The sequence below is a fragment of the Moorena sp. SIO1G6 genome (assembly GCF_010672795.1).
GTDB classification, from domain to species: domain Bacteria; phylum Cyanobacteriota; class Cyanobacteriia; order Cyanobacteriales; family Coleofasciculaceae; genus Moorena; species Moorena producens.
Genome location: NZ_JAAHFZ010000002.1, coordinates 76,216 through 97,548, shown reverse-complemented (window position 1 = coordinate 97,548; position 21,333 = coordinate 76,216). Strand labels below are relative to the sequence as shown.

At 44.2% G+C, this 21,333-nt stretch carries 17 protein-coding genes, 1 other RNA gene and 1 pseudogene; 6 read left to right on the top strand and 13 right to left on the bottom strand.

Annotated elements, in window-relative coordinates:
* The first annotated feature begins 356 nt into the window (after positions 1–356).
* Together F6K63_RS03320 and F6K63_RS03315 are read left to right on the top strand one after the other, a co-directional pair.
* Complete coding sequence (locus F6K63_RS03320) at positions 357–1,604, top strand: DUF445 domain-containing protein (RefSeq protein WP_131827231.1); 1,248 nt, start codon at positions 357–359, stop codon at positions 1,602–1,604.
* Between the two features lie 1,077 nt (positions 1,605–2,681).
* Positions 2,682–3,332 (top strand): sugar transferase, encoded by a 651-nt coding sequence (locus tag F6K63_RS03315; protein ID WP_044492349.1) that lies wholly within the window; start codon positions 2,682–2,684, stop codon positions 3,330–3,332.
* 428 nt (positions 3,333–3,760) lie between these two features.
* Here F6K63_RS03315 and ssrA read toward each other — a convergent pair.
* The 5 genes and pseudogenes from ssrA to F6K63_RS03290 all read right to left on the bottom strand — a co-directional run bounded on the left by ssrA (position 3,761) and on the right by F6K63_RS03290 (position 7,964).
* Positions 3,761–4,152, bottom strand: a transfer-messenger RNA (tmRNA) gene (gene ssrA / locus F6K63_RS03310).
* 160 nt (positions 4,153–4,312) lie between these two features.
* Positions 4,313–5,476 carry a nucleotidyltransferase family protein gene (locus F6K63_RS03305; protein WP_008180246.1) on the bottom strand — a complete coding sequence of 388 codons (1,164 nt, stop codon included), beginning with the start codon at positions 5,474–5,476 and terminating at the stop codon, positions 4,313–4,315.
* Between the two features lie 270 nt (positions 5,477–5,746).
* On the bottom strand, positions 5,747–6,616 hold the full coding sequence (locus tag F6K63_RS03300; RefSeq protein WP_008180248.1) for a segregation/condensation protein A: 870 nt from the start codon (positions 6,614–6,616) through the stop codon (positions 5,747–5,749).
* Between the two features lie 418 nt (positions 6,617–7,034).
* Positions 7,035–7,421 (bottom strand): annotated as a pseudogene (gene tnpA / locus F6K63_RS03295) (IS200/IS605 family transposase).
* An 87-nt stretch (positions 7,422–7,508) separates the two neighbouring features.
* Positions 7,509–7,964 (bottom strand): LapA family protein, encoded by a 456-nt coding sequence (locus F6K63_RS03290; RefSeq protein WP_229419087.1) that lies wholly within the window; start codon positions 7,962–7,964, stop codon positions 7,509–7,511.
* 228 nt (positions 7,965–8,192) lie between these two features.
* Here F6K63_RS03290 and pdxH point away from each other — a divergent pair, with 228 nt between their 5' ends.
* Positions 8,193–8,837: a pyridoxamine 5'-phosphate oxidase gene (pdxH, locus tag F6K63_RS03285; RefSeq protein WP_044493265.1), complete on the top strand. Its 645-nt coding sequence runs from the start codon at positions 8,193–8,195 to the stop codon at positions 8,835–8,837.
* A 261-nt stretch (positions 8,838–9,098) separates the two neighbouring features.
* Here the strand turns inward: pdxH and F6K63_RS03280 are convergent, their stop codons facing one another.
* The 3 genes from F6K63_RS03280 to F6K63_RS03270 all read right to left on the bottom strand — a co-directional run bounded on the left by F6K63_RS03280 (position 9,099) and on the right by F6K63_RS03270 (position 13,074).
* Positions 9,099–11,159 carry a DICT sensory domain-containing protein gene (locus tag F6K63_RS03280; RefSeq protein WP_287310777.1) on the bottom strand — a complete coding sequence of 687 codons (2,061 nt, stop codon included), beginning with the start codon at positions 11,157–11,159 and terminating at the stop codon, positions 9,099–9,101.
* Between the two features lie 197 nt (positions 11,160–11,356).
* Positions 11,357–12,136: a photosystem II electron transport protein, Sll1252 family gene (locus tag F6K63_RS03275; RefSeq protein ID WP_287251568.1), complete on the bottom strand. Its 780-nt coding sequence runs from the start codon at positions 12,134–12,136 to the stop codon at positions 11,357–11,359.
* A gap of 422 nt (positions 12,137–12,558) precedes the next feature.
* Positions 12,559–13,074 carry a hypothetical protein gene (locus tag F6K63_RS03270; protein WP_008184537.1) on the bottom strand — a complete coding sequence of 172 codons (516 nt, stop codon included), beginning with the start codon at positions 13,072–13,074 and terminating at the stop codon, positions 12,559–12,561.
* Positions 13,075–13,435: 361 nt separating this feature from the next.
* Between F6K63_RS03270 and serA the strand changes: the two genes are divergently transcribed.
* Both serA and prmA read left to right on the top strand, forming a co-directional pair.
* Positions 13,436–15,016: a phosphoglycerate dehydrogenase gene (gene serA / locus F6K63_RS03265; RefSeq protein WP_008184540.1), complete on the top strand. Its 1,581-nt coding sequence runs from the start codon at positions 13,436–13,438 to the stop codon at positions 15,014–15,016.
* Positions 15,017–15,604: 588 nt separating this feature from the next.
* Positions 15,605–16,501 carry a 50S ribosomal protein L11 methyltransferase gene (gene prmA / locus F6K63_RS03260; RefSeq protein WP_008184542.1) on the top strand — a complete coding sequence of 299 codons (897 nt, stop codon included), beginning with the start codon at positions 15,605–15,607 and terminating at the stop codon, positions 16,499–16,501.
* Positions 16,502–16,512: 11 nt separating this feature from the next.
* Here prmA and cpcF read toward each other — a convergent pair whose 3' ends face one another.
* From cpcF to cpcB, 4 genes are all read right to left on the bottom strand, one after another.
* Positions 16,513–17,151, bottom strand: a complete 639-nt coding sequence (cpcF, locus tag F6K63_RS03255) for a C-phycocyanin alpha-cysteine-84 phycocyanobilin lyase subunit CpcF (protein WP_287310776.1) — start codon at positions 17,149–17,151, stop codon at positions 16,513–16,515.
* A 290-nt stretch (positions 17,152–17,441) separates the two neighbouring features.
* Complete coding sequence (gene cpcE, locus F6K63_RS03250) at positions 17,442–18,278, bottom strand: C-phycocyanin alpha-cysteine-84 phycocyanobilin lyase subunit CpcE (RefSeq protein ID WP_287310775.1); 837 nt, start codon at positions 18,276–18,278, stop codon at positions 17,442–17,444.
* Positions 18,279–18,629: 351 nt separating this feature from the next.
* Positions 18,630–19,118: a C-phycocyanin subunit alpha gene (gene cpcA / locus F6K63_RS03245; protein ID WP_071106818.1), complete on the bottom strand. Its 489-nt coding sequence runs from the start codon at positions 19,116–19,118 to the stop codon at positions 18,630–18,632.
* 89 nt (positions 19,119–19,207) lie between these two features.
* On the bottom strand, positions 19,208–19,726 hold the full coding sequence (gene cpcB, locus F6K63_RS03240; protein ID WP_287310773.1) for a C-phycocyanin subunit beta: 519 nt from the start codon (positions 19,724–19,726) through the stop codon (positions 19,208–19,210).
* Between the two features lie 356 nt (positions 19,727–20,082).
* Between cpcB and F6K63_RS03235 the strand changes: the two genes are divergently transcribed.
* Entirely contained in the window at positions 20,083–20,238 is a 156-nt protein-coding gene (locus F6K63_RS03235; protein ID WP_158026768.1) for a hypothetical protein, read from the top strand.
* Between the two features lie 31 nt (positions 20,239–20,269).
* Here the strand turns inward: F6K63_RS03235 and F6K63_RS03230 are convergent, their stop codons facing one another.
* Positions 20,270–20,998 (bottom strand): phycobilisome rod-core linker polypeptide, encoded by a 729-nt coding sequence (locus tag F6K63_RS03230; protein ID WP_071106820.1) that lies wholly within the window; start codon positions 20,996–20,998, stop codon positions 20,270–20,272.
* Between the last annotated feature and the right edge of the window lie 335 nt (positions 20,999–21,333).

Sequence of the window (21,333 nt, the reverse complement as noted above, 5' to 3'; positions counted from 1 at the left end):
TAGATGATCCGCTGTCAAATCAAGTGAGTCAGGGAGTTTGCCTGTGTCAACTAAAAGAAGCCAATGAAACAGATCTGCTTAACCTCACCACCTTTGGTAGACCAACGAAAATGACTGATGTGAGTGAAATTGCCTTGACAAACAAAGATTCTACTGGAGCTAAACTACTTGCAGTGAGCTGAGGTAGGCTCATTCTGGTAGAGGGCTTGGCAATAATCACATCGGGTAAGTACAGTTATTATGCTCCATGATGAACAATTTGTAATAGTTTGGTGACTCTGGCAATTTAACATTAGACACAGGGGGTTGACTCTCACTCCTGTATGACTCAATTTGTTCTCGTCAAGGGTTTCAAAGTGACTGCTCAAACCGACATTCAATCTCTGATTGCTGATATTGACCACATCCTCCATAAGCCTGACTTTCCTCTACCATGGTTCAAGTCTGGTGACCTAGCGGCTGCACACCAGGTTTTGCGGAAAGTTCGTAGCTACCTAGTTTCCCAACAGCAAAAACTAGGGGTAGAATCGGACAATACAAGTACTACAGTAACCCCATCTCAGACGGGAGTACCCACATCTGTTCAGGAGGAAGTGCAGCAAATCCTGCAAGCGGTTAATCAAGAAATGAACCATCTACGTACCGATTTGACGAAACCATGGCAGGTAGAGTTGGAGGCTCTACAGCAACAGCGGGAGTCTCTGGTACGAGAAATTCAGCGTTTGGAGAGTACCAAGCAGCAGCTGGATTACTATACCAAACAACAAACTGCAAATGTGCAGATTGCTTCAGAGTTCTCACAAGGGCTAATCAACCGCCTTGTCGAAAGCTTGACGCAAAAGCTATCTCAAATTTTAGCGAATTGGGAAGCTCACTTAAAACAGAATCCCACTAGTGATGACTCAATCAACCGATTGCCTTCAAATCAGGACGAGATTGTTGCTGTAGTCCAAAGACAAAAGGTGATTGAGCAACTACAGCAGCTTCAAAAACAATCTGATCAACTCATACAGAATATAGATGTTAACCAGCGGTTGATTTTTGAGACCCTACACAGAGATCTTCAAGGTTACCAGGAGTCTTTATCTCAGGAACTTGAAAAAATGCACAGCTTAGGCATGCAGGGAGAAATGTTTTTTGCTGCCTTTGTGAATCGTCTAGCTCAGCAGTTAGGACGAGAATCTTCAAGCCTATGGTCTTCCTCACAACAACCACCGGATGTACAGGTTCAACTTGAGGATAAGGATAGCTTTCAATTACATCCGGAAACCTTATTGCACAAAAACTCTCTGACTATGACTGAGGTGGTGTCTGACCGTTCGCGTAGCGTGGCCAAAGGCCAATCAGATTTGACTCAGGAACCAGCAATGGATTGGTCAACAGGAGAGTTGCCTCAATCCTGGGGCATAGGATTGTCTGAAGAAAAGACACCATTGCGATCGCGTAGCGTGGCCTACGGCCAATCGCACTTAGCCGATGCTACGCCAGAGTCCCAGAAGACATCTCGGACCAATGACTCCGTTGACCATTCAGAAGTCATTGCTACTATTAATGCCTTGACAGATTTGTGTGAACAGATGGGTGTGAATTACCTCAAGGGGTGACAAGTAGCTTTAACGTTTGAGAGGGTGTGGGGTTTTTGGGGTATGGAGTGGGGCGGGGGCACGGGATGGATCGGAATATTCAAAAGCTTTGAGCAAAATAGTGGCTTTTGACGATGCAAGTTTCTTTCATTACAGAACAGATGTGTTCGCGCAGCGGGGCGTCAGCCCTTCGCAATCCGTGGGACGCTCTTAAGAGACTCGGATGAAGCGCTTCTGTTCTGTTTTCGGTAAATTCTTGAAAATTACTGCCAAGCTGGCAACATGGCTAAGCTATAGCCGTGTTTACTTATCTGTGATCTTAAATCCGCTTTTATAGCCCCCTTTTAGCCCAGTCGAGAGGGAAGTTGCGGCTAGATAAGCTTGCGTTTACCTGCCTTTGACCCAAGGCTTCGCCCCGTGACTTAATTATAAAGGAGGTTTTTAACTTGGATTTGGGATCAGAAGTAGTCTTGAGGGATGTATACCTAGCATTTTAACATCATTTTAACATCAATTGCATTATTTTAACTTCTAATCATTTCGAGTCATTTTTTGATTAGTAATAGTTAACTATTATTACCAAAATTCAGACTGGAAGTCAATTAATTCAACCCCAATTCACAATCCCTTCACGAATTCGCCGATACAATGTGAAAGTTCAGTGAAATGATACAAAATATACTACTCCTTTTTTGACAAACCAAAATACTATGAGCAGAGGCTTCGATTAAAAATTATTAATAAGGCGGTCAATAAAAATGACTAGGTCATCTACCTATATATCAGTTACTTTTATAAAAAAATATCTACTTTAGCGGGAACTTTTAAAGTTTTCAGCGGTCTGGTTAATAGACTATTTAGTTGACAACAAAGACTTTAGGGTTAGTGGGTGCCTACCAAATATTTTAAAAAATGGCAGGAGACTATTCCGTAAAGTTTGGGCAAAAACTACCTAAGCAAGTTAGCTCCCTTGAGCATAACTGTTCTATCAGCCTTGGTATTTCAAGCAATTATTTCGTCGTTTAATCAACTTTAGATAACTAATAAAAAGCCGTGATTATCTCCAAGTCTTCTGCTTATACCTCGGTTGATTCACCAATTTGGGATAACAGAATACCCAGTTGTTTATTTCAGCAAGAGGTTCATCATTCAGCTAACAATAATATCAAGCGATTAATTGATATTATTGGAGCTTTGGTTGGATTATTAATTACCGTGAGCATCGCAATTCCCATTGCGTTCGCTATGTCGATAGTCGATCCCGGTCCATTATTTTATAGTCAGATCCGTTGTGGTCTGAATGGCAAACCCTTCCAAATCAGGAAATTCCGCTCAATGATCGTGGGTGCAGACAAACTCAAGCACTTAGTAGAAAACCAAGCTAAAGGTCATATATTCAAAAATGAAAATGATCCCCGTATCAGTCGGATCGGAGGCTTTCTACGTCGTACCAGTCTTGATGAATTTCCCCAATTCTGGAATGTCTTGATCGGAGATATGAGCCTAGTCGGAACTCGTCCTCCTACCTTTGATGAAGTAATGGGCTACAAGCGCCATCACTATAAGCGTTTAAGAGTTAAACCTGGAATCACCGGTGAATGGCAAGCCAATGGTCGTTCAAAGGTGACTGACTTTGAAGATGTGGTTCTTATGGACTTGGATTACCAACGTAAGTGGTCTATCGGCTACGACCTGAAGCTGATTCTGAAAACTATCATGGTAATCTTTAATAGGCATGGTGCTTATTAAGATCACGTTATAAGCTCTTAACCCGATAGTACTAAATCCAGGTTGAACAGAATGCTTAAGCTAACCCTATCTACAATGTTTGATTGAGAATGTTTGATTGAGGTGGGGTTAGCTTAAGCTAATAAACACGCATCGATAACAGATTGATTAATTAGTGACAGGATAGTCACTCCTATTATTTTTATCAGTAAAATTAATCCTATTTTTCCAAGACTTACCGAACCTTTTTGAGAACTGCTATCAACAGATTAATCAATAGAGAAGTGGAAGTATTGATTGGTGATTACAGTTAACTATAATCACGGAATAACAACTTCCATGGTTCCTAAGACAATAAAAATTAACACTGATAAAATTAACGATGATTTTCTGGATTTATTCAGGGAAATCAATCTGAATTGGTGATATTTATGGTCATATTTATTTTTTAATGGAGCCTACGGGAATTGAACCCGTGTCCGCCCTGGTTATTTACTTATCGCTCATTCACAGGCTTAGCCCCTTTAACCCTCGGAGCGGGGATCATCCCTTATCCCGGATGACAGGATGCTTTGGTGAAGTCTTAGCTAGCAAACCGACCAAAGACAGCTTACTAGAGCATCCGTTGGGGTTAAGTCTATAGTCCTTAACGGAGTCAAACTACAGACGCTCGAACCTGTTTATAGGTGTTTAGGCAACAGCAGGTGCAGCCTTACGAGCAAAAGGAACGATGTTGTTCGCAGTTACAATTTTTTTGAGTCCGGTATTTGCGAGAGAAGACTCACTCTCGACCTGAATCACGGGTCAGCTTTCACCAACACGTCGAAACCATTAAGGCCCCTTGCAGTTATTTCCTTTTTCCATTATAGTCAATATTTCAAAGTAGCAACTACCAAATACGCGTGATCCTCTTGTGTGATCTTGAATTGGAAAATTTCTTTAACGCTGTTTAGCTGGGTAAATCCCCGCCTTCTATCAGGACGGGGATTTACGTGAACCTTTTAACTCTTGCTGCTCAGGATTTCCTCGATCGCTTGTCGTTCTGCTGGTTCAGTCACAGGCAAACTCTGGCGGGTATCAGTAATCAGCCAATCTAGAGCTGCCGCCTGAACATCAATAGCCGCACCAGTCTTATCAACACAATAGCGTCCAAACACTAACTTATCCACTAGACGTACTCCGGCTCCAAGGCGAGAATATTCAAAAATTACGCTATTCTCAACGGTTGCTCCGCTACAAATCCAGCAATTGGGACCAATCATAGTTGGTCCGATAATCTTTGCCCCATCTTCGATGTGGGTCATAGCACCAATGTAAACCGGACCTTTGATATCCACTTTGTCCCAATTTACGGCCACATTTAAACCAGTATAGATTCCGGGAGCGACTTCTTTGCCAGGAATCGGTACATTCTTGATTTCTCCGAGCAGGACACCTCGAACAGCTCGCCAGTAATCTGGCACTTTACCAATATCAACCCACTGGAAATCCATTGGCACCGCATAGAAAGGAGCCCCCATTTCCACAAGTTTGGGAAACAGTTCGCCCCCAATATCATATTCCTGACCAGAGGGGATATATTTAAATATTTCTGGCTCAAAAATGTAAATTCCTGTGTTGATATTGGTACTGCGGGCTTCCTCAACTGAGGGTTTTTCTTGGAAAGCTTTGATTCGACCAGTTTCATCTGTAACTACGACACCGTAGCTAGAAACCTGTTCTCGTGGTACAGGTTTTGCCACTAGGGTAGCAATTGCTCCCTTTTCTTTATGGAATTTAACTGCTGCTGTCAAGTCCAGGTCAATTAGGGCATCACCACAGAGCACCACAAATGTATCATCAAAGAAGGGATAAAAGTCCTGGATCTTGCGCATGCCACCAGCTGAGCCGAGGGCTTCCCCAACCAGTTGACCATCGACAATGCGACCTTCAAAGGAATAAGCAATTTCAACGCCAAAGCGTTGCCCATCTCGAAAATAGCTTTCAATTTCGTTAGCCAAGTGAGAGACGTTGACCACAACTTGGTCGAAGCCATGTTGTCGTAATAGTTCTAGTAAAAACTCCATTACTGGTTTTTGCAGGATGGGAATCAATGGCTTGGGAATAGTGTAAGTGATAGGGCGAACGCGAGTTCCCTTGCCAGCTGCCAGAATCATGGCTTTCATGTATCTTTTCTCCTTAAACTAAATCCATAGAGGTTGATGTGGGCAATTGAGTACGATTCTAACTAGTCCTTGAGCTCTCACCCACGATTAGCACAAGGGACTAAAGTCCCTAACTCGTTTTCATCCCCGCTACTATTACACAGGGGCAAACAAGCTGGAATTTTCTGTAACCTATGCTTTGAGTGATGCTTTGAGTGACTCCAGCTGAGAATTCCTGGTTTCCTGACAAGGCTAGTTGATGTTACAAGCCCCTGCTTTTAAGCGTGGGGTTCATGACTCCAATTTACGGATTTTTAGATCTTGGTAGAATTCCTCTTGGCATAACTCAACCTTAGACTGAGCAGATAACAATAGCAGTCCCCAGAAAACACTAACTCTGTCCCCTATTGGTGATTCAATAGGAGTGATTGCTGTTTCTGTGTCAGCTTTTGCCGACATCTTGGCTGTTCCCAGTTTGTCCTCCTGGTAAGAAGAACCAACGGAAGTTGATGCAACTGATGATGGGGATAACGTCCACCACTCTAACAACTGATTTAAATTCAGCCAATCTTTGTCTGCCGCTAGGTCATACCAGTAGCGGCATAGAAATTCCTCCAGCCGTGTGGCAATCTCGGTCAGGTTTTCATCGTGAGCTAGATGGGCAATACGAGCTGCCTGACTACGGGCACTAGAGCGAGTCCCTTTTTTAGGGGAAGGTAAGGGCTTTTCACCCAGTTGGACTGCCATCTCTTGCAACTGTTGAATTAGCTCTGGCAGGGTTACTGGGCGTCTTTTAGGGGGTCGGGCAGCAGAGCGACGGCGTATATGACGTTCTAGATGGCGAGGCAAACCTCTATCTCCCCTGCCATCAATTTCCTCGGACCCATCCAGTTCTTCGGATTCCTCCAACTCCTCGGGTTCTTCTAAACGTTCCAAGGTATCGGCTTTCAGTAGAACTAGCATGGATGCCCATAGAAAAGCTTGCCCAGACTGAGACAAGTCCGTGTCACGGTATCCAAGTTCTGGATCACTGTCTAATGCCAGTGTACTTAGATAGCGGTCAATGACATCAATTACCTGAACATCCCATGGGTCAATTTCTCCCCGCTGTGCCACATCAATGAGAATAGCGATCGCTTCGGTAGCAGGTGTTGTAGTCATCTATAGGATCAAGTCTATTGACTAATATATAGCCATGTCTTGTTCGATACTGTTGGTCAATTAACTGACGGCAGGACTTACACAAAACTAGGCACCAAACCCTATAAGCTATAACTAGTAGGGTGACCCTACAGGTAGAGTTACTGCGGAAGTTCTTTTTGGGGTCACATCAAGTCTGGTAGCATCGGTATTGTATAATTTGGAGGGAGGACAAATAGGACAACAAAAATAAATAAGCGTAAATTTTACCTCTTAAATTTTCACTCTTGTAGAGACATTGAATACCACCTCTGAAACAAACAGGATTGATCTGAATAGAAACCATAAATTGGCGATTTTTCCTGGTGCAATGGTAGCCTTTATATTCCTCTATCGGCAGTAAATTTCACTCCTCAAATAGAACAACTTACTGGCGCTTTTAGTCTTGTATGTACTTCTTAATAACTTCGATAGACCCACCGCCAGCGGGACAAACGCCCATAGCTTTTAGTCCAAAGCGTAGGCAGTCTAGAGCGAAGTTGCGGCAATTATTTTCTGAGATATTATAGAAGACATCCCTTTAATGTTTGACTGCTTTATAAACTCCAAACTTAGAGTTAAGTTCGATCCCAAGATGTAAATGGTCTGGCATTACTTCCATCGCTATAATTTCTTAGTCCATGTTTGGGCAAGCTTCTCTAGTTAACTCTTTGAGCGTGCTCTCAAGGTTGCCTGTCAGAACTTTTTGTCTGTACTTAGGGCAAACTACAACAGGGTACTTACAAGAGTAAACAACATTGTTGTTAGACTTATATTGCTCAGGCATTGAATCCTATAGCGTATAGGGGAGATTCAGTTCCTTCACATTTTACCAATCCCCAATGGTAATCCTAGAATTATGGTAATCCTAGAATTAGTCTAATAGTGGATTATCTCCCATTGGGTCAGATGCCGATAAGAGAAACTGTTTCTGTTCAATCTCAATTTTGTATTGTTGAATGTCGTCTTCTAATTGTCTAATCTGTTCATCCTTCGAGCGTATCTGCCCAACCATCTTACGAGTTCCTATAAAATTGATAAATCGCGTCCACAAGTTGAATAACCAGGCTATTACTGCTCCAAGCCACATGGCTAGAATCAGTGCAATCGCCAAGGGAGCCTTAACCTGGATACCATCAATAATCCTAATGGAAACAGATTGGGTATTTTCCAAGCCAAATAAGACTAGTGCCAGACATAGAGAGAAAATCAGCAAAAAATTAATCTGTCGCATCAGCTTAATCCAAAACCGTTGCAGTTGCTTACTACTTCTACAACAGATAACACGAAAAATCGGCTTTTTTAACTTGCCGATTACTGGAACGTGCACAGGTGTCCCAACGCCCACAGGTCAAGGACATCTACTTGGCACGGTCATCAACTGAACTTTTTATCTCTTCTCCCCCCGCTATTTTGGGGGGCTGGGGGGAGCTTGGATTAGCTCAGGTTATGACTGTGTGCAGTATAGCAGCAGTTGGATTTTCCTTCAAGCCTACACCTGCTTGGTAGGGAGGTATAAAAAATGCCACCAAAACTGGTCAATTATAAGGCAAGACACATGAATACTAGAATAGCTGATTTACGTAAGGAATACACATTGAAGGGTTTGAGTGAAATCGATGTCCACCCCAATCCTTTTGAGCAATTCAAAATTTGGTTTGACCAGGCAGTGGCTGCCCAATTGCCAGAACCGAATGCCATGACTATAGCGACAGCAACACCCGATGGTAAACCTTCTGCCCGGATGGTACTGCTGAAAGGCTACGATCAGCGGGGATTTGTCTTTTACACTAATTATGACAGTAACAAGGGGCAGCAGTTAATCGAGAATCCTTGGGCTGCCATCACGTTTTGGTGGGCTGAGTTAGAACGACAGGTACGGATTGAGGGGCGAGTGGAGAAGCTAACAGCCGCTGAGTCTGATGATTATTTTAACAGCCGCCCCAAGGGTTCTCAGCTGGGGGCTTGGGTGTCAGATCAAAGCCAAGTCATCCCTAGTCGTGAGGTGTTAGAGCAACGGCTACAGCAACTGAAGCAGGACTATGAAAATAAAGAGGTACTTCGTCCACTCCACTGGGGAGGGTTCCGGGTGATTCCATCAGAAATTGAGTTTTGGCAGGGACGTCCCAGTCGGCTCCACGATCGGTTGCTCTACAATCGTGGTGAAGATCGGGATTGGGTGATTAAACGATTGTCCCCTTAGTAAGCTGGTCTTCATTTGAATTTGATGGTTCTGACAGCAAGAGAGCAGAGAGCTCCGGAGCAGGGGAATAGGGTTTGACGTTTTTTTTCTAACTGAATAATCTCTAATTTAGAGGTATAACGGCTGATCAAGGATGAAAGATTAAGGTTCAAGTATTGGTAGTGCTAAAGATATGGTGATTTGCTTACGGTCTGGTCAAGGTAACAGGAGCTAAAATCACTACTTTTGTAGCACTCCCAAACTTTCGCTATCTCGAATCCCCTAACGTTTACGCCGAGCTTTTGAGTGCTTTGACTTTGGAGTTTGGATAATAGGAACAGTAAAGTAAAACTGAGAACCTTGGTCTTTGCCAGCTGAATTTGCCCAAATTTTTCCACCCCAGCCTTTGACAATTTGGCGACAAATTGCTAAACCTAGCCCTGTTCCCCCAGTAGTTCGCCGCAGAGCACCTTCTTCTTGATAGAAGCGGTCAAACACAGCTTCCAGCCGATTGGGTTCAATACCACGTCCAGAATCTTCGATAATAACTACTATCATGGAATTGTCCAGTGTTTGGATACTTATTTTTACTTCTCCTTGTGGGCTGGTAAATTTGCAGGCATTATCGAGAAGTCTAGCTAGAGTTTCAACTAGCCACTCTCCGTCGGCTTTGACTAATGGAAGGTTATCTGGAACTTGAGCCGATAAACTAGGTCGTTCATCTTCAGAACGGCGAGCGCAAACATTACTCAGGGCAAGGTCGATGCACTCTCTTAGGGACAGGGATTCTGGGTGCCATTCAACACGACCACTTTCTAAGCGGGAAAGAGTCAGGAAGTCCTGAATCAGTTTCCGCATTCGTTCAGCGTCAGCGAGGGCAGTATTGAGCATCACCTGACGCAATTCTAGGGACATATCTGGCTCACTAGCTAGACTCTCAAGACATACTTGAATTGTGGATAGGGGAGTCCGCAGTTCATGACCTGTAATCGCGACTAAATTGCTACGGGTGCGGTCAAGAGCTTCTAGCTGCTGATTCAAATCTTCTAGGTTGGCGTAGGCTTCGGCTTGAATTAGAGCTACACCGACTTGAGTTGCGATCGCATCCACTAAGGCTAACTCATCTTTTTCCCATTGATAAGGTTCGGAGCCACAATGATGTAGATCTAACATGCCCAATAACTGACCCTGATACAGCACCGGTACCTTCAGCCAAGAGCGAATGGCAAACTCTTGGACTAGATTGTGCAAGGTTTTTGATCCTGGATTACCAGTTTTATTTTTGGAATTAGTACCGTTAATCCGAGGATCTGTCTGGGTGTCTTCTACATAAATCGGTTCTCCACTCTGGACAACCTCTTGGAATAGACAATTGTCTTGCAATGGCCATATTTTTCCTAGTGTGGGCACTAATGGTTGATCCCCCTTACTAAGGGGCTTTAAAAACTCATGATTGATGATAGTAGTGGTATCTGTTCCTTTACAGCGATAAATCAGACACCGTGATGCTTCAAGGGCTTTACCCAACTCTTGCACAGCGACTTCAAGAATGGCATTGGGGTCAAGGGATCGCCTAATGGCATTGGAAATAGAGTTGATCAGAGATTCTTTCTTTCCCTGAGCAGCAATGGAGCGATAGGCTTTGAGCAATTTATACTGACCTGCCTGTAGGTAAGTCACCAAACGCTGCACAAAAGGGTCAGAATTGGGGGAACTTTGAGTTTGGTCGAGAGGGGATAGATTACTGGTGGAGTTTTGGGTTAATCGAGCACTAACTACTAATGAATCGTCTAAATACTGAGATTTGGCCTGTTCAATCTTAGCTGCCAGTTCAGGTCGGTAAATTTGAATGCGATTGAGTAATATCTCAGCTGCTTTTTGACTCACCGTCCGGTCAAATGTCCAGATTCCTTCAAAACGTCGGGATGAGTCTATTTCCCCATTGGTAACCTCTAGTATTGGTGTGGGTCGTTCTTGACAAATCAAACAGTTTGTGTAACTTTGCCCAATAACTACCAAATGCCATTCTTGAGAGAGGGCATCGTTGGGTTCAAATGCCACGGTTTCGTGATAATCTGAACTACTCTTAAATTCTGTTTCCGGTGCTGCTAGTACATAGACTTGGGGGGTCTGTTGAGCAATGCGTCGATATCGATGAGCTTCCTGACGGTAGAAACGCTCTCGCTGGAAGCTAGCAATGACCAACGGCTGCTCTGAGCCAGCTAATACCTGATCTTCCATGGCATGGGAAAGTGCGGTCAAAGAAGACTTGAAGTACACCTGTGACCGCAGTATAGGTATAGCTTGCAGTAAGCTTTGCAGCACGGAAGTCGTAATAATCATCAATAAATTTTCATCACAAATCCTAGGTATTTTGGAAACCCCAGCTATGGGCGACGGGGGAGGAAAAACCAGCCGTAGTCTTTACTCCCAGTCAGGGTATGGGGTGCTGACAGCCTATAGGCTTTTTATGTGTACCTTTCTCAATTTATCTTATAGACAGGAGATTGAACACAGCGAAAGTTGAAGCCCCACCTTGTTCAGATGTATCTGGTTAATTCAACCCGATATCGTTGTTTTTTAGTAATAGAGACATCCCCAACTTCCAAGCGTCCTTTACCACGAATGGCAATCAAATCTCCAGATTTGACTGTATAGCTAGATTGCTTGACCTCTTTCCAGTTAACCCGCACATCCCCAGTGGTAATGAAATCAACCATCTTGCTGCGGGACATACCAAACCCAGCCGATGCGATCGCATCTAGACGCATGGAAGCTTCTGTTGTTGTTCTGAGTTTCTTTTTCGGTTCCTTAACTTTGAGTTCACTCAAATCAATCCGTTGAGTTTTGACAGGTACCGAACGCACCTGATTTAAATTCAGCTCCAGAAACTCTACCAACTCTGGTACGACAATCACCTGAGCACCTCGCTCTCCCAAGACAATAATGTCCCCAATCTTCTCTCGCACCAATCCAGTTCCCAGAATTGCGCCCAAGAAATCCCGGTGAGTTGCCGTATCAAACAAAAAATTCCCAGCAATATCCAAACCGACCACCTCTACCTGAGATTGATCCAGAGGCAATTCCTCACGGGCAATCCCTAACCGTTGTCGTTCCGCTTGAGGATATCCCCCCCAAGCCAGTAATTGCACCTCTGTCAACCGTTGAAACTGCTGAGCAACCTCTACCAAAACTGGCGGTGATAGAAAATCAGTCAATACCACCTCCCAAGTCTTAATTGCTTGATCAGCTTGGTCAATCACACGAGCCACATCCTCTCGATTCTCTACACTTTTTAAAAGTTCTTCTCTAGGTAGCATTTATAATAACTTGTTAAAGACGTTTGATTCCAAATTTTAAATAATTATTTCCTCAAATTGTAATTAGGATTTAGCGTAAGCTATCAGCTATCAGCGTGTCGCGTATCAGCTATCAGCTTATGTGCTACGCACACGCTACTTGAGGTGCTATCAGCTAATGCGCTAAGTCACAGGCTAGAAGCCTGTTCCACCCACGCTACACTGAACAGCTTTTGAATAAAATAAGCTGACGGCTGACCGCTGACAGCTGAATGCTTACGATTTAGCAATAGGTAATTAGTTTCCTATAGCATCTATTACCCATTACTAAATATAAAAGTTATCTTTCTTAAATTTTATTGATTTTTATTTACATTTATGGTTAGTTACTTACCACTCTTTGCGCCTTTGGGATTTTTACCACAAAAATAATTGCGCAACCCTTAATTACTCTCCAGGAACTCATACCTTTGAATAGTCTCCGGCTGAAACTGACCCAGAATTTTAGTCCCTAGCTCCGTCAAACTCTCGGATCCCTGAACCACAATTAAGTATTTCCCCTGATTCAGACGGTTCCGATAAGGCAGTGCATCACCACTACCAACACTCAACCCAACCCCACCTCCAACGAAAACGCTACCCATTGCTGCTGCGATCGCACCAAATACCCCTCCCAGGAGATGGTTACCAATTTCACTAGAGAAGCCAAACAGTTTTATTTCAGTTAGCACATTGAACAGATAACCCGCCGCAAATCCAAAGGGAATCAACCAATATGCCATGCGTCGGGCTCCCTTGATTCCCTGTTGTTTGGGGTCAATGAATCCAAACTCATCAGCACTCTTATATCCTCTACCCAAGATACTTACTCGATCCATAGGTAACTCTTCTTTTTCCAAAGCAGTATAAGCTTCTTCTGCCTTAATGCGGTTGGGGAATACAGCAATCACATATTTCATCGCCAGTTGTGCTGATTATCTAGATATGAACTTGACTTGAACTCTTCCTTGAGCTCGTTTTGATCCCCCGCCTCAAGCACAGGGGTTTTCAACAGTGAGAGTTTTGAGAAATTTTCCATCAAAGATGGGGGAAACTTAAAATCTTTTAGATCACTAGCTATCCAGGGATACCTTTGCAGTTAAGATAGCATACTGCGGTCAGAGCTACTGAATGTGAACAAATCGACCTGTTCAACTACATTTCCTTGTAGTTAAGTGCTATTGGATGATGATTCATCTCTAGTACTCTTGGGGTTGATCTTAGTTTCTCATCGAATAGCTCCAGCACCGTGTGTATAGCCCATTAACCTATCTCCTGGTCATGTCTAAGGTTCTTGTTTCTGACTCAATTGATCAAGCTGGGATTGATATCCTTTCCCAAGTTGCTGAGGTTAATTTCAATCCGAATGTATCACCGGAAGAACTATTGACAATTATCCCAGACTATGATGCTCTGATGATTCGCTCTGGCACCCGCGTTACCCAAGAGGTAATTGAGGCGGGCAAGCAACTCAAGATCATTGGTCGTGCTGGTGTTGGGGTTGACAATGTCGATATTCCAGCAGCAACTCGTCATGGGATTGTAGTGGTTAACTCTCCGGAAGGAAATACTATAGCCGCAGCCGAACATGCCCTGGCCATGATGCTAGCTCTATCTCGCCATATCTCCGATGCTAATCAGTCAGTTAAAAGCAATAAGTGGCAGCGTAAGCTTTTTATTGGCACAGAAGTTTACAAAAAAAACCTTGGTGTAGTTGGCTTGGGTAAAATTGGCTCCCATGTGGCAACCGTAGCCCGAGCAATGGGAATGAAGTTGCTGGCCTATGATCCCTTCATTTCCGTGGAACGGGCGGAACAGCTAGGCTGTCGTTTAGTCGAGATGGATTTGCTGTTGCGGGAGTCTGATTACATCACACTGCATATCCCCAAAACTCCAGACACCACTCATCTAATTAATGACGAAGCCATTGCTAAGATGAAGCCGACTGCCCGAATTATCAACTGTTCCAGAGGAGGCATTATTGATGAAGAAGCCCTGGCTAAGGCACTAAAAGAGGGTCAGATTGCTGGTGCAGCATTGGATGTTTATGAATCAGAACCACTAGGAGAATCTCCCTTGCGTGAATTGGGGAAAGAAATAGTTTTGACCCCCCACCTAGGGGCATCTACCGCAGAAGCCCAAGTTAATGTTGCTGTTGATGTAGCCGAACAAATTCGGGATGTCCTCTTAGGCTTACCGGCCCGTTCAGCAGTTAATATTCCTGGATTGTCACCCAATGTGATTGAAAAACTCAGACCATACATGGAGTTGGCAGAAACTCTGGGTAACCTAGTTGCTCAACTGGCGGGGGGACGCATTGAATTACTTGATGTCCGATTACAGGGAGAGTTAGCTACCAACGAAAGCCAGCCCTTAGTGGTTGCTGCCCTGAAAGGCTTACTTTCCCAGGCACTGCGAGAGCGGGTAAACTATGTCAATGCATCCATTGAGGCAAAAGAGCGGGGTATTCGGGTAATTGAAACCAGGGATGCTTCGATGCGAGACTATTCTGGATCCCTACATCTATCAGCTACCGGGTCCATGGGAAAACATTCTGTAACGGGTGCTCTGTTGAATGATGGGGAAATCCACATTACCAGTATCGACGAATTCCCGATTAATGTTCCTCCCACTCACTATATGCTGTTTACCGTACACCGGGATATGCCGGGAATTATTGGTAAAATTGGCTCTCTGCTGGGTAGTTTTAATGTCAATATTGCCAGTATGCAGGTGGGTCGCAAAATTGTGCGGGGTGACGCAGTTATGGTTCTTAGTCTAGATGACCCCTTACCGGAGGGAGTTTTAACAGAGATTATGAAGGTGCCAGGGATTAGGGATGCTCACACGGTAACTTTATAAGTTAAGTACTGAATACGTTCAGTACTGAATACGTTCACTATTGAGTGCTGAGTGCTGGGTGCTGAATATGGGGAAAAGGTTATAGGTACAAAAAATCTTGATCCTTAACCAAGGAGCGCGTATCTCCCCCTCCTAACTCCCCACTCTTCAACTCAGCACTCTTGACCAAAAAGATGGGTTTCAAGCCCCGTCCTTCTAGGACTGCTTTCAAATAATCTGTTATTATCAAACAGTGGCCTAACACAGACAGGATTCGTCGGTACTGTCATAACTCCACGACGTAAAGCGATGTTAGAACCTGAGGCGCGAAAAACCTCATTAAAAACGTATGGATCCTAATAGATACCGAAAACCAGTAAAGCAAACCTTAAAGATTAAAAAGTACCGTGGGGCACACGGAAACTGAGTAAACTCAACGCTTAGGGAGATAAGCCCACTGGGGTTAGTTAAATTAGGCTAGGTATTTGGTTTTTAAACGGGTACTCGGCTTAAGTATTGCCTTTGACGGATAGCTAATTTTAAGGCATGTCGAGGAACTAAGAATCCCCGCTCATAAGCGGGCGGGGAGTGTCAAATCGGAACTAAGATATGGCAAATAGCTGGTGGGAAATTCAAATTTTGTGCGACTCTGCCTTAGAGGATTTAATCTTCTGGCGACTAGAAAAGTTTGGTTGTCGAGGAATGTCCAGCCAGCTTAAGGGACATTCTCAACTAGTGCTTGCTCACTTACCCCAAATACAAGCACAGCTGTTGGATTTGGCCGCCCTTGCCCTTTGGGTAAATCAGGACGCCCTTACTGTAGGGCTGCCAGTACCCATAACTCGGTGGCACCTGATTGATGAGGAAGATTGGGCAAGTAGTTGGAAACAATACTGGGAACCCCAAGAAGTTGGCGATCGCTTTTTGATCTATCCCGCTTGGCTACCTTTACCAGACCCTTCCGAACGGATGTTGTTACGCCTTGATCCTGGAGCAGCATTTGGCACAGGTACCCATCCCACCACTCAGTTATGCCTGGAAGCATTAGAGATGCGTCTAGGCTTCAGCAGTGATCAGGACAATGTGGTAGTGGATATTGGCTGTGGTTCGGGCATTCTCTCCATTGCCTCGGTGTTGTTAGGGGCTACAAAGGTCTATGGCGTCGATACTGACCCCTTAGCAGTGGGTGCTGCCCGCAACAACCGCTCTCTTAACAACATGTCTGACCAGGATCTGGTGATAGAACAGGGTAGTCTAGAAACCTTGTCTAAGCTTACTAATGGTGAACCAGTAGATGGAATCCTCTGCAACATTCTGGCAGAGGTAATTATTGATTTAATTCCACTAATGAGTGCTATAGCGAAACCCACTAGCTGGGGAGTTATCAGTGGTGTGTTATTAGATCAGGTGAAACCAATTGCTGATACCCTAGAACAAAATAACTGGATTGTCGCCACCCTCTGGAAGCATCAGGATTGGTGTTGTTTTAATATTCGGCGTTCTTAATTAGTTATTCTTCATGCAAGTTGTTGGATAGCCTGTTGGATACGGGTGCGCACTGTTAAATCGGTTTCAGTCTTGAACATTTGGGCTAAATGAGTTTTGATAGTCTCAGCCAGCTCTGGATAGGTGACGACTACAGCAGTAGCTAGACCTTGCAATCCTACTACGGAAGAATAACGAACTACCCATTCTGAGTCTTGGCAGGTGAGCAGTAGTGTTTTAAAAGCTTGCTCTTGGGCAGCAGGAATTTTATTTCTAGGCATATCGTCCCAGTCCAAATTGCCCAGACCTTTTGTAGCAGCTCGACGGACACTCATAGAAAAGTCAGTTTCAGCAGCTTCGATTAAGGTATCGAAGGCTCTAGGATCGCCAATTCCTGATAGTGCGCGGATTGCCCAGGCTCTACCTCCGTAGTTATAGTCATCAATTAGGTTTAGCAATTGCGCTACTGCTGTTTTCCCAAATCGCACTATCCCACCAGCAGCTAATTCTGCTGCACCTGGGTTGTTGTAGCTAAAAACTGCAATTAAAGTGGGGATCGCAGCTTCTATATGGGCATTAGCCAGGATTCTCACTGCTTTTACTAAACTATAGGCAGAATCTGCCTCTCTCACAGCTCGAATTAATTCTTGCTCTCGGGTTGTGTTGGTCATGCAGGGGTGTAATATCAAGTCTGGTTGAATACCAATAATCTAGGGGAGTTTGGGGAGATGGGGAGATGGGAATATTTTTATTAAGGGTAATTATCCTGATATGATTTAAGCTAAAAGTTGTTTGCCCTAAGGGTTTTATAGTGGTAAGTTTAAAGCAAATAGCAAAATTATCAAAACCTAGCAGTTTTGACGTAATGCTTCGATAAACGGTTATATAAAATTACTATTTTAGTATAAATGGTTATATCAAATCGTTAGATAAAATTATTTGATACTTTATCCTTCACACTTCAAAGAAGACCATCCATCAAATTGATAATTCTAATTGCAGTCTCCGATAGGTGGCAACCATCAGTGGGATGGCTTTCTAAGTAATTCTCTAGAATTCCTTTGAGCGCGATTAACCTAAGACTATTTTCTGCCCAGGTCTTAGCGATCGCTTCTGCTGCTGGTAAATAACCAATTGCCCCGAGATCGGAAAGAGCTGCCCGCCTCAGTTGCACTTGATTAGCACTCAAAGCTTTGATTAAAGGTTCAACATAAGTAGGGTTTTGAGTTAGCTGGTACATCGCCCGTGCGGCGGCATACTGTTCCAACTCGTTGGGATGTTCTAGGAATATTTCAATCAGGTCAATCGCTTCAGTTACACCAAGATTCCCCAAGGCTTCGATGACAGCATTGTAGGGCTGGGCGAGGTGGGGACATCCGGGTATAGGCTGGGCTGCTTCTAAACCTCCGTCTAGGAGTTTGATCAGCTTGGGAATACAGGTACGATCTTCTAACATCGCTAAAGATTGTACCGCTGCTTCCCTAACATAAAAATCCGGGCAGTCTAAACAATCAATCAGCGCAGGCACAGCTCGATCGTCTCCTAGTTTGCCGAGGGCCCTGGCAGCATTCCGGCGCAGAGGATATCCTCCTAATTCTGTCTGGTTGTCCTGATCCTGTAGTGCAGCAATTAGGGCATCAATTGCCAGTGGTTCCCGGACTCGAAACTTTCCTAGCCACCATGCTGCATAATAGCGAAGCCCCTGGTCATTGCCTTTTAGATTTGCGATCGCTTGCTCTACAGTTAATGACTCCGAGTTATCAGTCTCAACATAATTCTCAAGACTAGGCTGCAACATTTTAACTTGCTAATTTTAACTTGTTAATTTAAAACTTGTTAATTTAAACTTATTAAGTTTTATTTTAATTACCTCCTTGCTCAGGGAGGATAAGACTGAATTAAATCTCCTGTATCCTCAAAAAACCTACCAATTTCTTACTTTATCCTTCATCCTTGATCTGATTACTTGGTAGATATAGGGTACCTAAATCAATTGTGAGCATTTTTGATGCCATATTCCCTACTCCCTACTCCCTGCTCCCTGCTCCCTTTGCTATAGACAAACTACATAGATAAAACAATGCCCGGAAAGGTCAGCAGATGCTAGTTCTTGCTAACACCTGCTGACCTTTCCAGGCCAAAAGAGCAATTAGCTCAGGGCGTTAATAGCGTAGTCAATGTAGCTATTTGCCTCAGTAGCAGGCTGACCAGTTAAACCATGGTTAGCTTTGATGTACTTGAGGGCTTCGATGTACCAGCTCGGAGACAGCTCGAAGGTACGGTTGATTTCATCTAAACCAGCAATCAAGTACTCATCCATCGGTCCGGTACCACCAGCAACTAGGCAGTAAGTAACCATACGCAGATAGTAACCGATATCACGGGAGCACTTTGCCTTGCCTGTAGCGTCAGATGCATAGGTTGGTCCAGGCATGCTAGTGGTGTAAGGGAATTTGTTATACACCGCTTGGGCTGCACCTTCAGTCAAGGTAGAAGCTTTAGCAGTTAAGGCTTTTGCCGCTTCTAAGCAATCTGTAGCCCCCTTGAATCGACCGAAGGCACTCTGGATTTCTGTATTACTTAAAAAACGACCTTGAGCGTCAGCAACAGCGACGGCTTCTGTAAGCGGGGTTTTCATGGTCTAGGTATCTCCCTAATATTTTGTCAAGTTTTCAAAAACGTTTGAAGTTGTGATAGTTAGACAGCAAGTGATATGCCTTTAGCGTTTTAGGCAACCGCACCAGCTGCTTTGTCGAAGTAGCTGCCAATTTCAGCCATCAGAGAGCTGCAATCACCAGGGGTGATGCCATTGGTGTCGTTAGCGATCGCAATCGCAGCGTCCTTCATCTTTGCTACACCCACTGCTACCGAAGCACCAGGAGTTCCCAGAGCTAGGTAGGTTTCCCGCAGACCATTGAGGCAGCGGTCTTCCAGCACACTAGCATCACCAGCAAAAATGGCGTAAGTCACATAGCGCAGGATGATTTCCATATCACGCAAGCAAGCAGCCATCCGACGGCTGGTGTAGGCATTACCACCAGGATTGATTAACTGGGGTTGCTCAGCAAACAGGGAGCGAGCCGCGTTAGCCACAATGGTGGAAGAGTTGCTGGTAATGCGGTTGACTGCATCCATCCGCTTGTTGCTGTCCTTCACCATAGCGCTAAGAGCACTTAGTTGGTCAGCACTAATGTATTGACCTTGGGCATCAGCCTGCGAAACAAGCTTAGTAAACGCATCAAACATTGACGGAATCTCCTACGTTAGTTGGTTGTGTTTCAAAACGGGCTTCAGTTAAACAGACTCAGACTGAATCAAACTAAATCAAGAAGTCTGAAACGGGATAGAACATGCTCCAGCCACAGCCAATACTCCTATCTCTGTGTCTTGGTCTTTGTCCTAGTCTTTGTCCCATGAGTTTGGTAACAAAACGGATCGTTAAGAAAAATTACAAAACTTCACCAAAAGGTGAGAGACCTAGGAATGCTGTGTGTCAACCGGTTGGTTGGCTTTCGCCTGTCACTATTTACCCTTCAGGTAACTTTTATACAATGATGTCGAGCCTTTATTCGTTACATCTTGTTAAGAGTTTAAGATTTTTTATGCCTGATCGCAACGGAAGATCACAACTGGCTTGCTATGGCTACCCTGTGGATTGGCTCCACGTTGGTGCTGGAAGCCTCTTGGTTGCTTACCTCCTGCTCAAGACACAGCTCAGCTGTTTACTCCAGCTAATTGGTCTAGCGGTTGGCAGGTAAGTAACATTTCTTATCAAACCTACACTCACAGCTACAGGCTGATAATACCCCAGGCCGCTAAGGCGGTCGCAATTGTTGCCCCAAGTAATACTACAGCGCCTGCGGTAGTGATTACTGCTCCTAACAAGCGCACTGGGGCAGGAGGATAATAAGTTTTGATTGGTTGGTGTTTGAAGTAACCCAGCTGTTGCAGTTGGGTGCGGTAGTCTTCCCCATAACGAGGCATCCGGGCAAAGGGTAGATCGCCTTGAGTACGCTGGGGTATGATCCGCCGCCGCTGATAAGGCACGGTGTGATCACCAAAGTTTTCCAGGTACTCGTCGCTATTGAGCAAAGCATCAATAAAGTTTTTTAACCCTTTGGTAGCCAGCATTATTGACCAGGCTAACTTTTCCCGCTCGCTGTAGACATCACGCCCCAAGATGCGTTGTACACACATCTGGACAAAACGGTAGTTGTTGTTGGTCTGATAATTGCGCTGCCAAAAAGGTTCAGATGTTGCTAGACCACGAATGAAGTCGCGCACGGTGATTTGACCAAATCTCAGCTGTGATTCTAAAAAGGTTTGGCGGTTGCTTTTGAGAATCTGTTGTTCATTCAAAATTTGACTATAGGCTGCCCTAATCAAGTTATCCATTTCCGATGGAGAGAGTAGATTAGGTGTAGTGTATAGTTTAGGATGCTCATCTCCGGGCACTTCATATCCAGCGACACGCTGATTTTGGGTTGAGGGAGGATACTCTAGCAAAGGAATGGTCATTAATCACCTCTATGATCGTAAACCTCAGTCACAATCACAGATTAGGGGATAAGCTTCATACAATCCTAACTTTTTTTACGTTTCTTAATTAAAAAACATAATTTGTTATTTTAGCGAAGTATATAAAAGTATGAAGTACTAACTATGAAGTATGAAGTACTAACTATGAATTATGAAGTAAGCTGTCGCCCATTTAAACGACCTTGTCTTGATGCAAAGCGCCAGTGGCGAGGGGCTGCATCAAGACAAGGATTTGAGGTTTATCAAAAAAATCTGTTTCTGGCTACTGTTGCGCTTTTGCTATCACTGCTAGGGGCGAGGCTAAGATCTTGCAC

What these genes read in the sequence shown, in the direction of transcription:
- F6K63_RS03305 (WP_008180246.1), bottom strand. Translation starts at nt 5,476, where the DNA reads ATGAAAGCCATGATTCTGGCAGCTGGCAAGGGAACTCGCGTTCGCCCT.
- F6K63_RS03300 (WP_008180248.1), bottom strand. Translation starts at nt 6,616, where the DNA reads ATGACTACAACACCTGCTACCGAAGCGATCGCTATTCTCATTGATGTG.
- pdxH (WP_044493265.1), top strand. Translation starts at nt 8,193, where the DNA reads ATGAATACTAGAATAGCTGATTTACGTAAGGAATACACATTGAAGGGT.
- F6K63_RS03280 (WP_287310777.1), bottom strand. Translation starts at nt 11,159, where the DNA reads ATGATTATTACGACTTCCGTGCTGCAAAGCTTACTGCAAGCTATACCT.
- F6K63_RS03275 (WP_287251568.1), bottom strand. Translation starts at nt 12,136, where the DNA reads ATGCTACCTAGAGAAGAACTTTTAAAAAGTGTAGAGAATCGAGAGGAT.
- F6K63_RS03270 (WP_008184537.1), bottom strand. Translation starts at nt 13,074, where the DNA reads ATGAAATATGTGATTGCTGTATTCCCCAACCGCATTAAGGCAGAAGAA.
- serA (WP_008184540.1), top strand. Translation starts at nt 13,436, where the DNA reads ATGTCTAAGGTTCTTGTTTCTGACTCAATTGATCAAGCTGGGATTGAT.
- prmA (WP_008184542.1), top strand. Translation starts at nt 15,605, where the DNA reads ATGGCAAATAGCTGGTGGGAAATTCAAATTTTGTGCGACTCTGCCTTA.
- cpcF (WP_287310776.1), bottom strand. Translation starts at nt 17,151, where the DNA reads ATGACCAACACAACCCGAGAGCAAGAATTAATTCGAGCTGTGAGAGAG.
- cpcE (WP_287310775.1), bottom strand. Translation starts at nt 18,278, where the DNA reads ATGTTGCAGCCTAGTCTTGAGAATTATGTTGAGACTGATAACTCGGAG.
- cpcA (WP_071106818.1), bottom strand. Translation starts at nt 19,118, where the DNA reads ATGAAAACCCCGCTTACAGAAGCCGTCGCTGTTGCTGACGCTCAAGGT.
- cpcB (WP_287310773.1), bottom strand. Translation starts at nt 19,726, where the DNA reads ATGTTTGATGCGTTTACTAAGCTTGTTTCGCAGGCTGATGCCCAAGGT.
- F6K63_RS03235 (WP_158026768.1), top strand. Translation starts at nt 20,083, where the DNA reads ATGCCTGATCGCAACGGAAGATCACAACTGGCTTGCTATGGCTACCCT.
- F6K63_RS03230 (WP_071106820.1), bottom strand. Translation starts at nt 20,998, where the DNA reads ATGACCATTCCTTTGCTAGAGTATCCTCCCTCAACCCAAAATCAGCGT.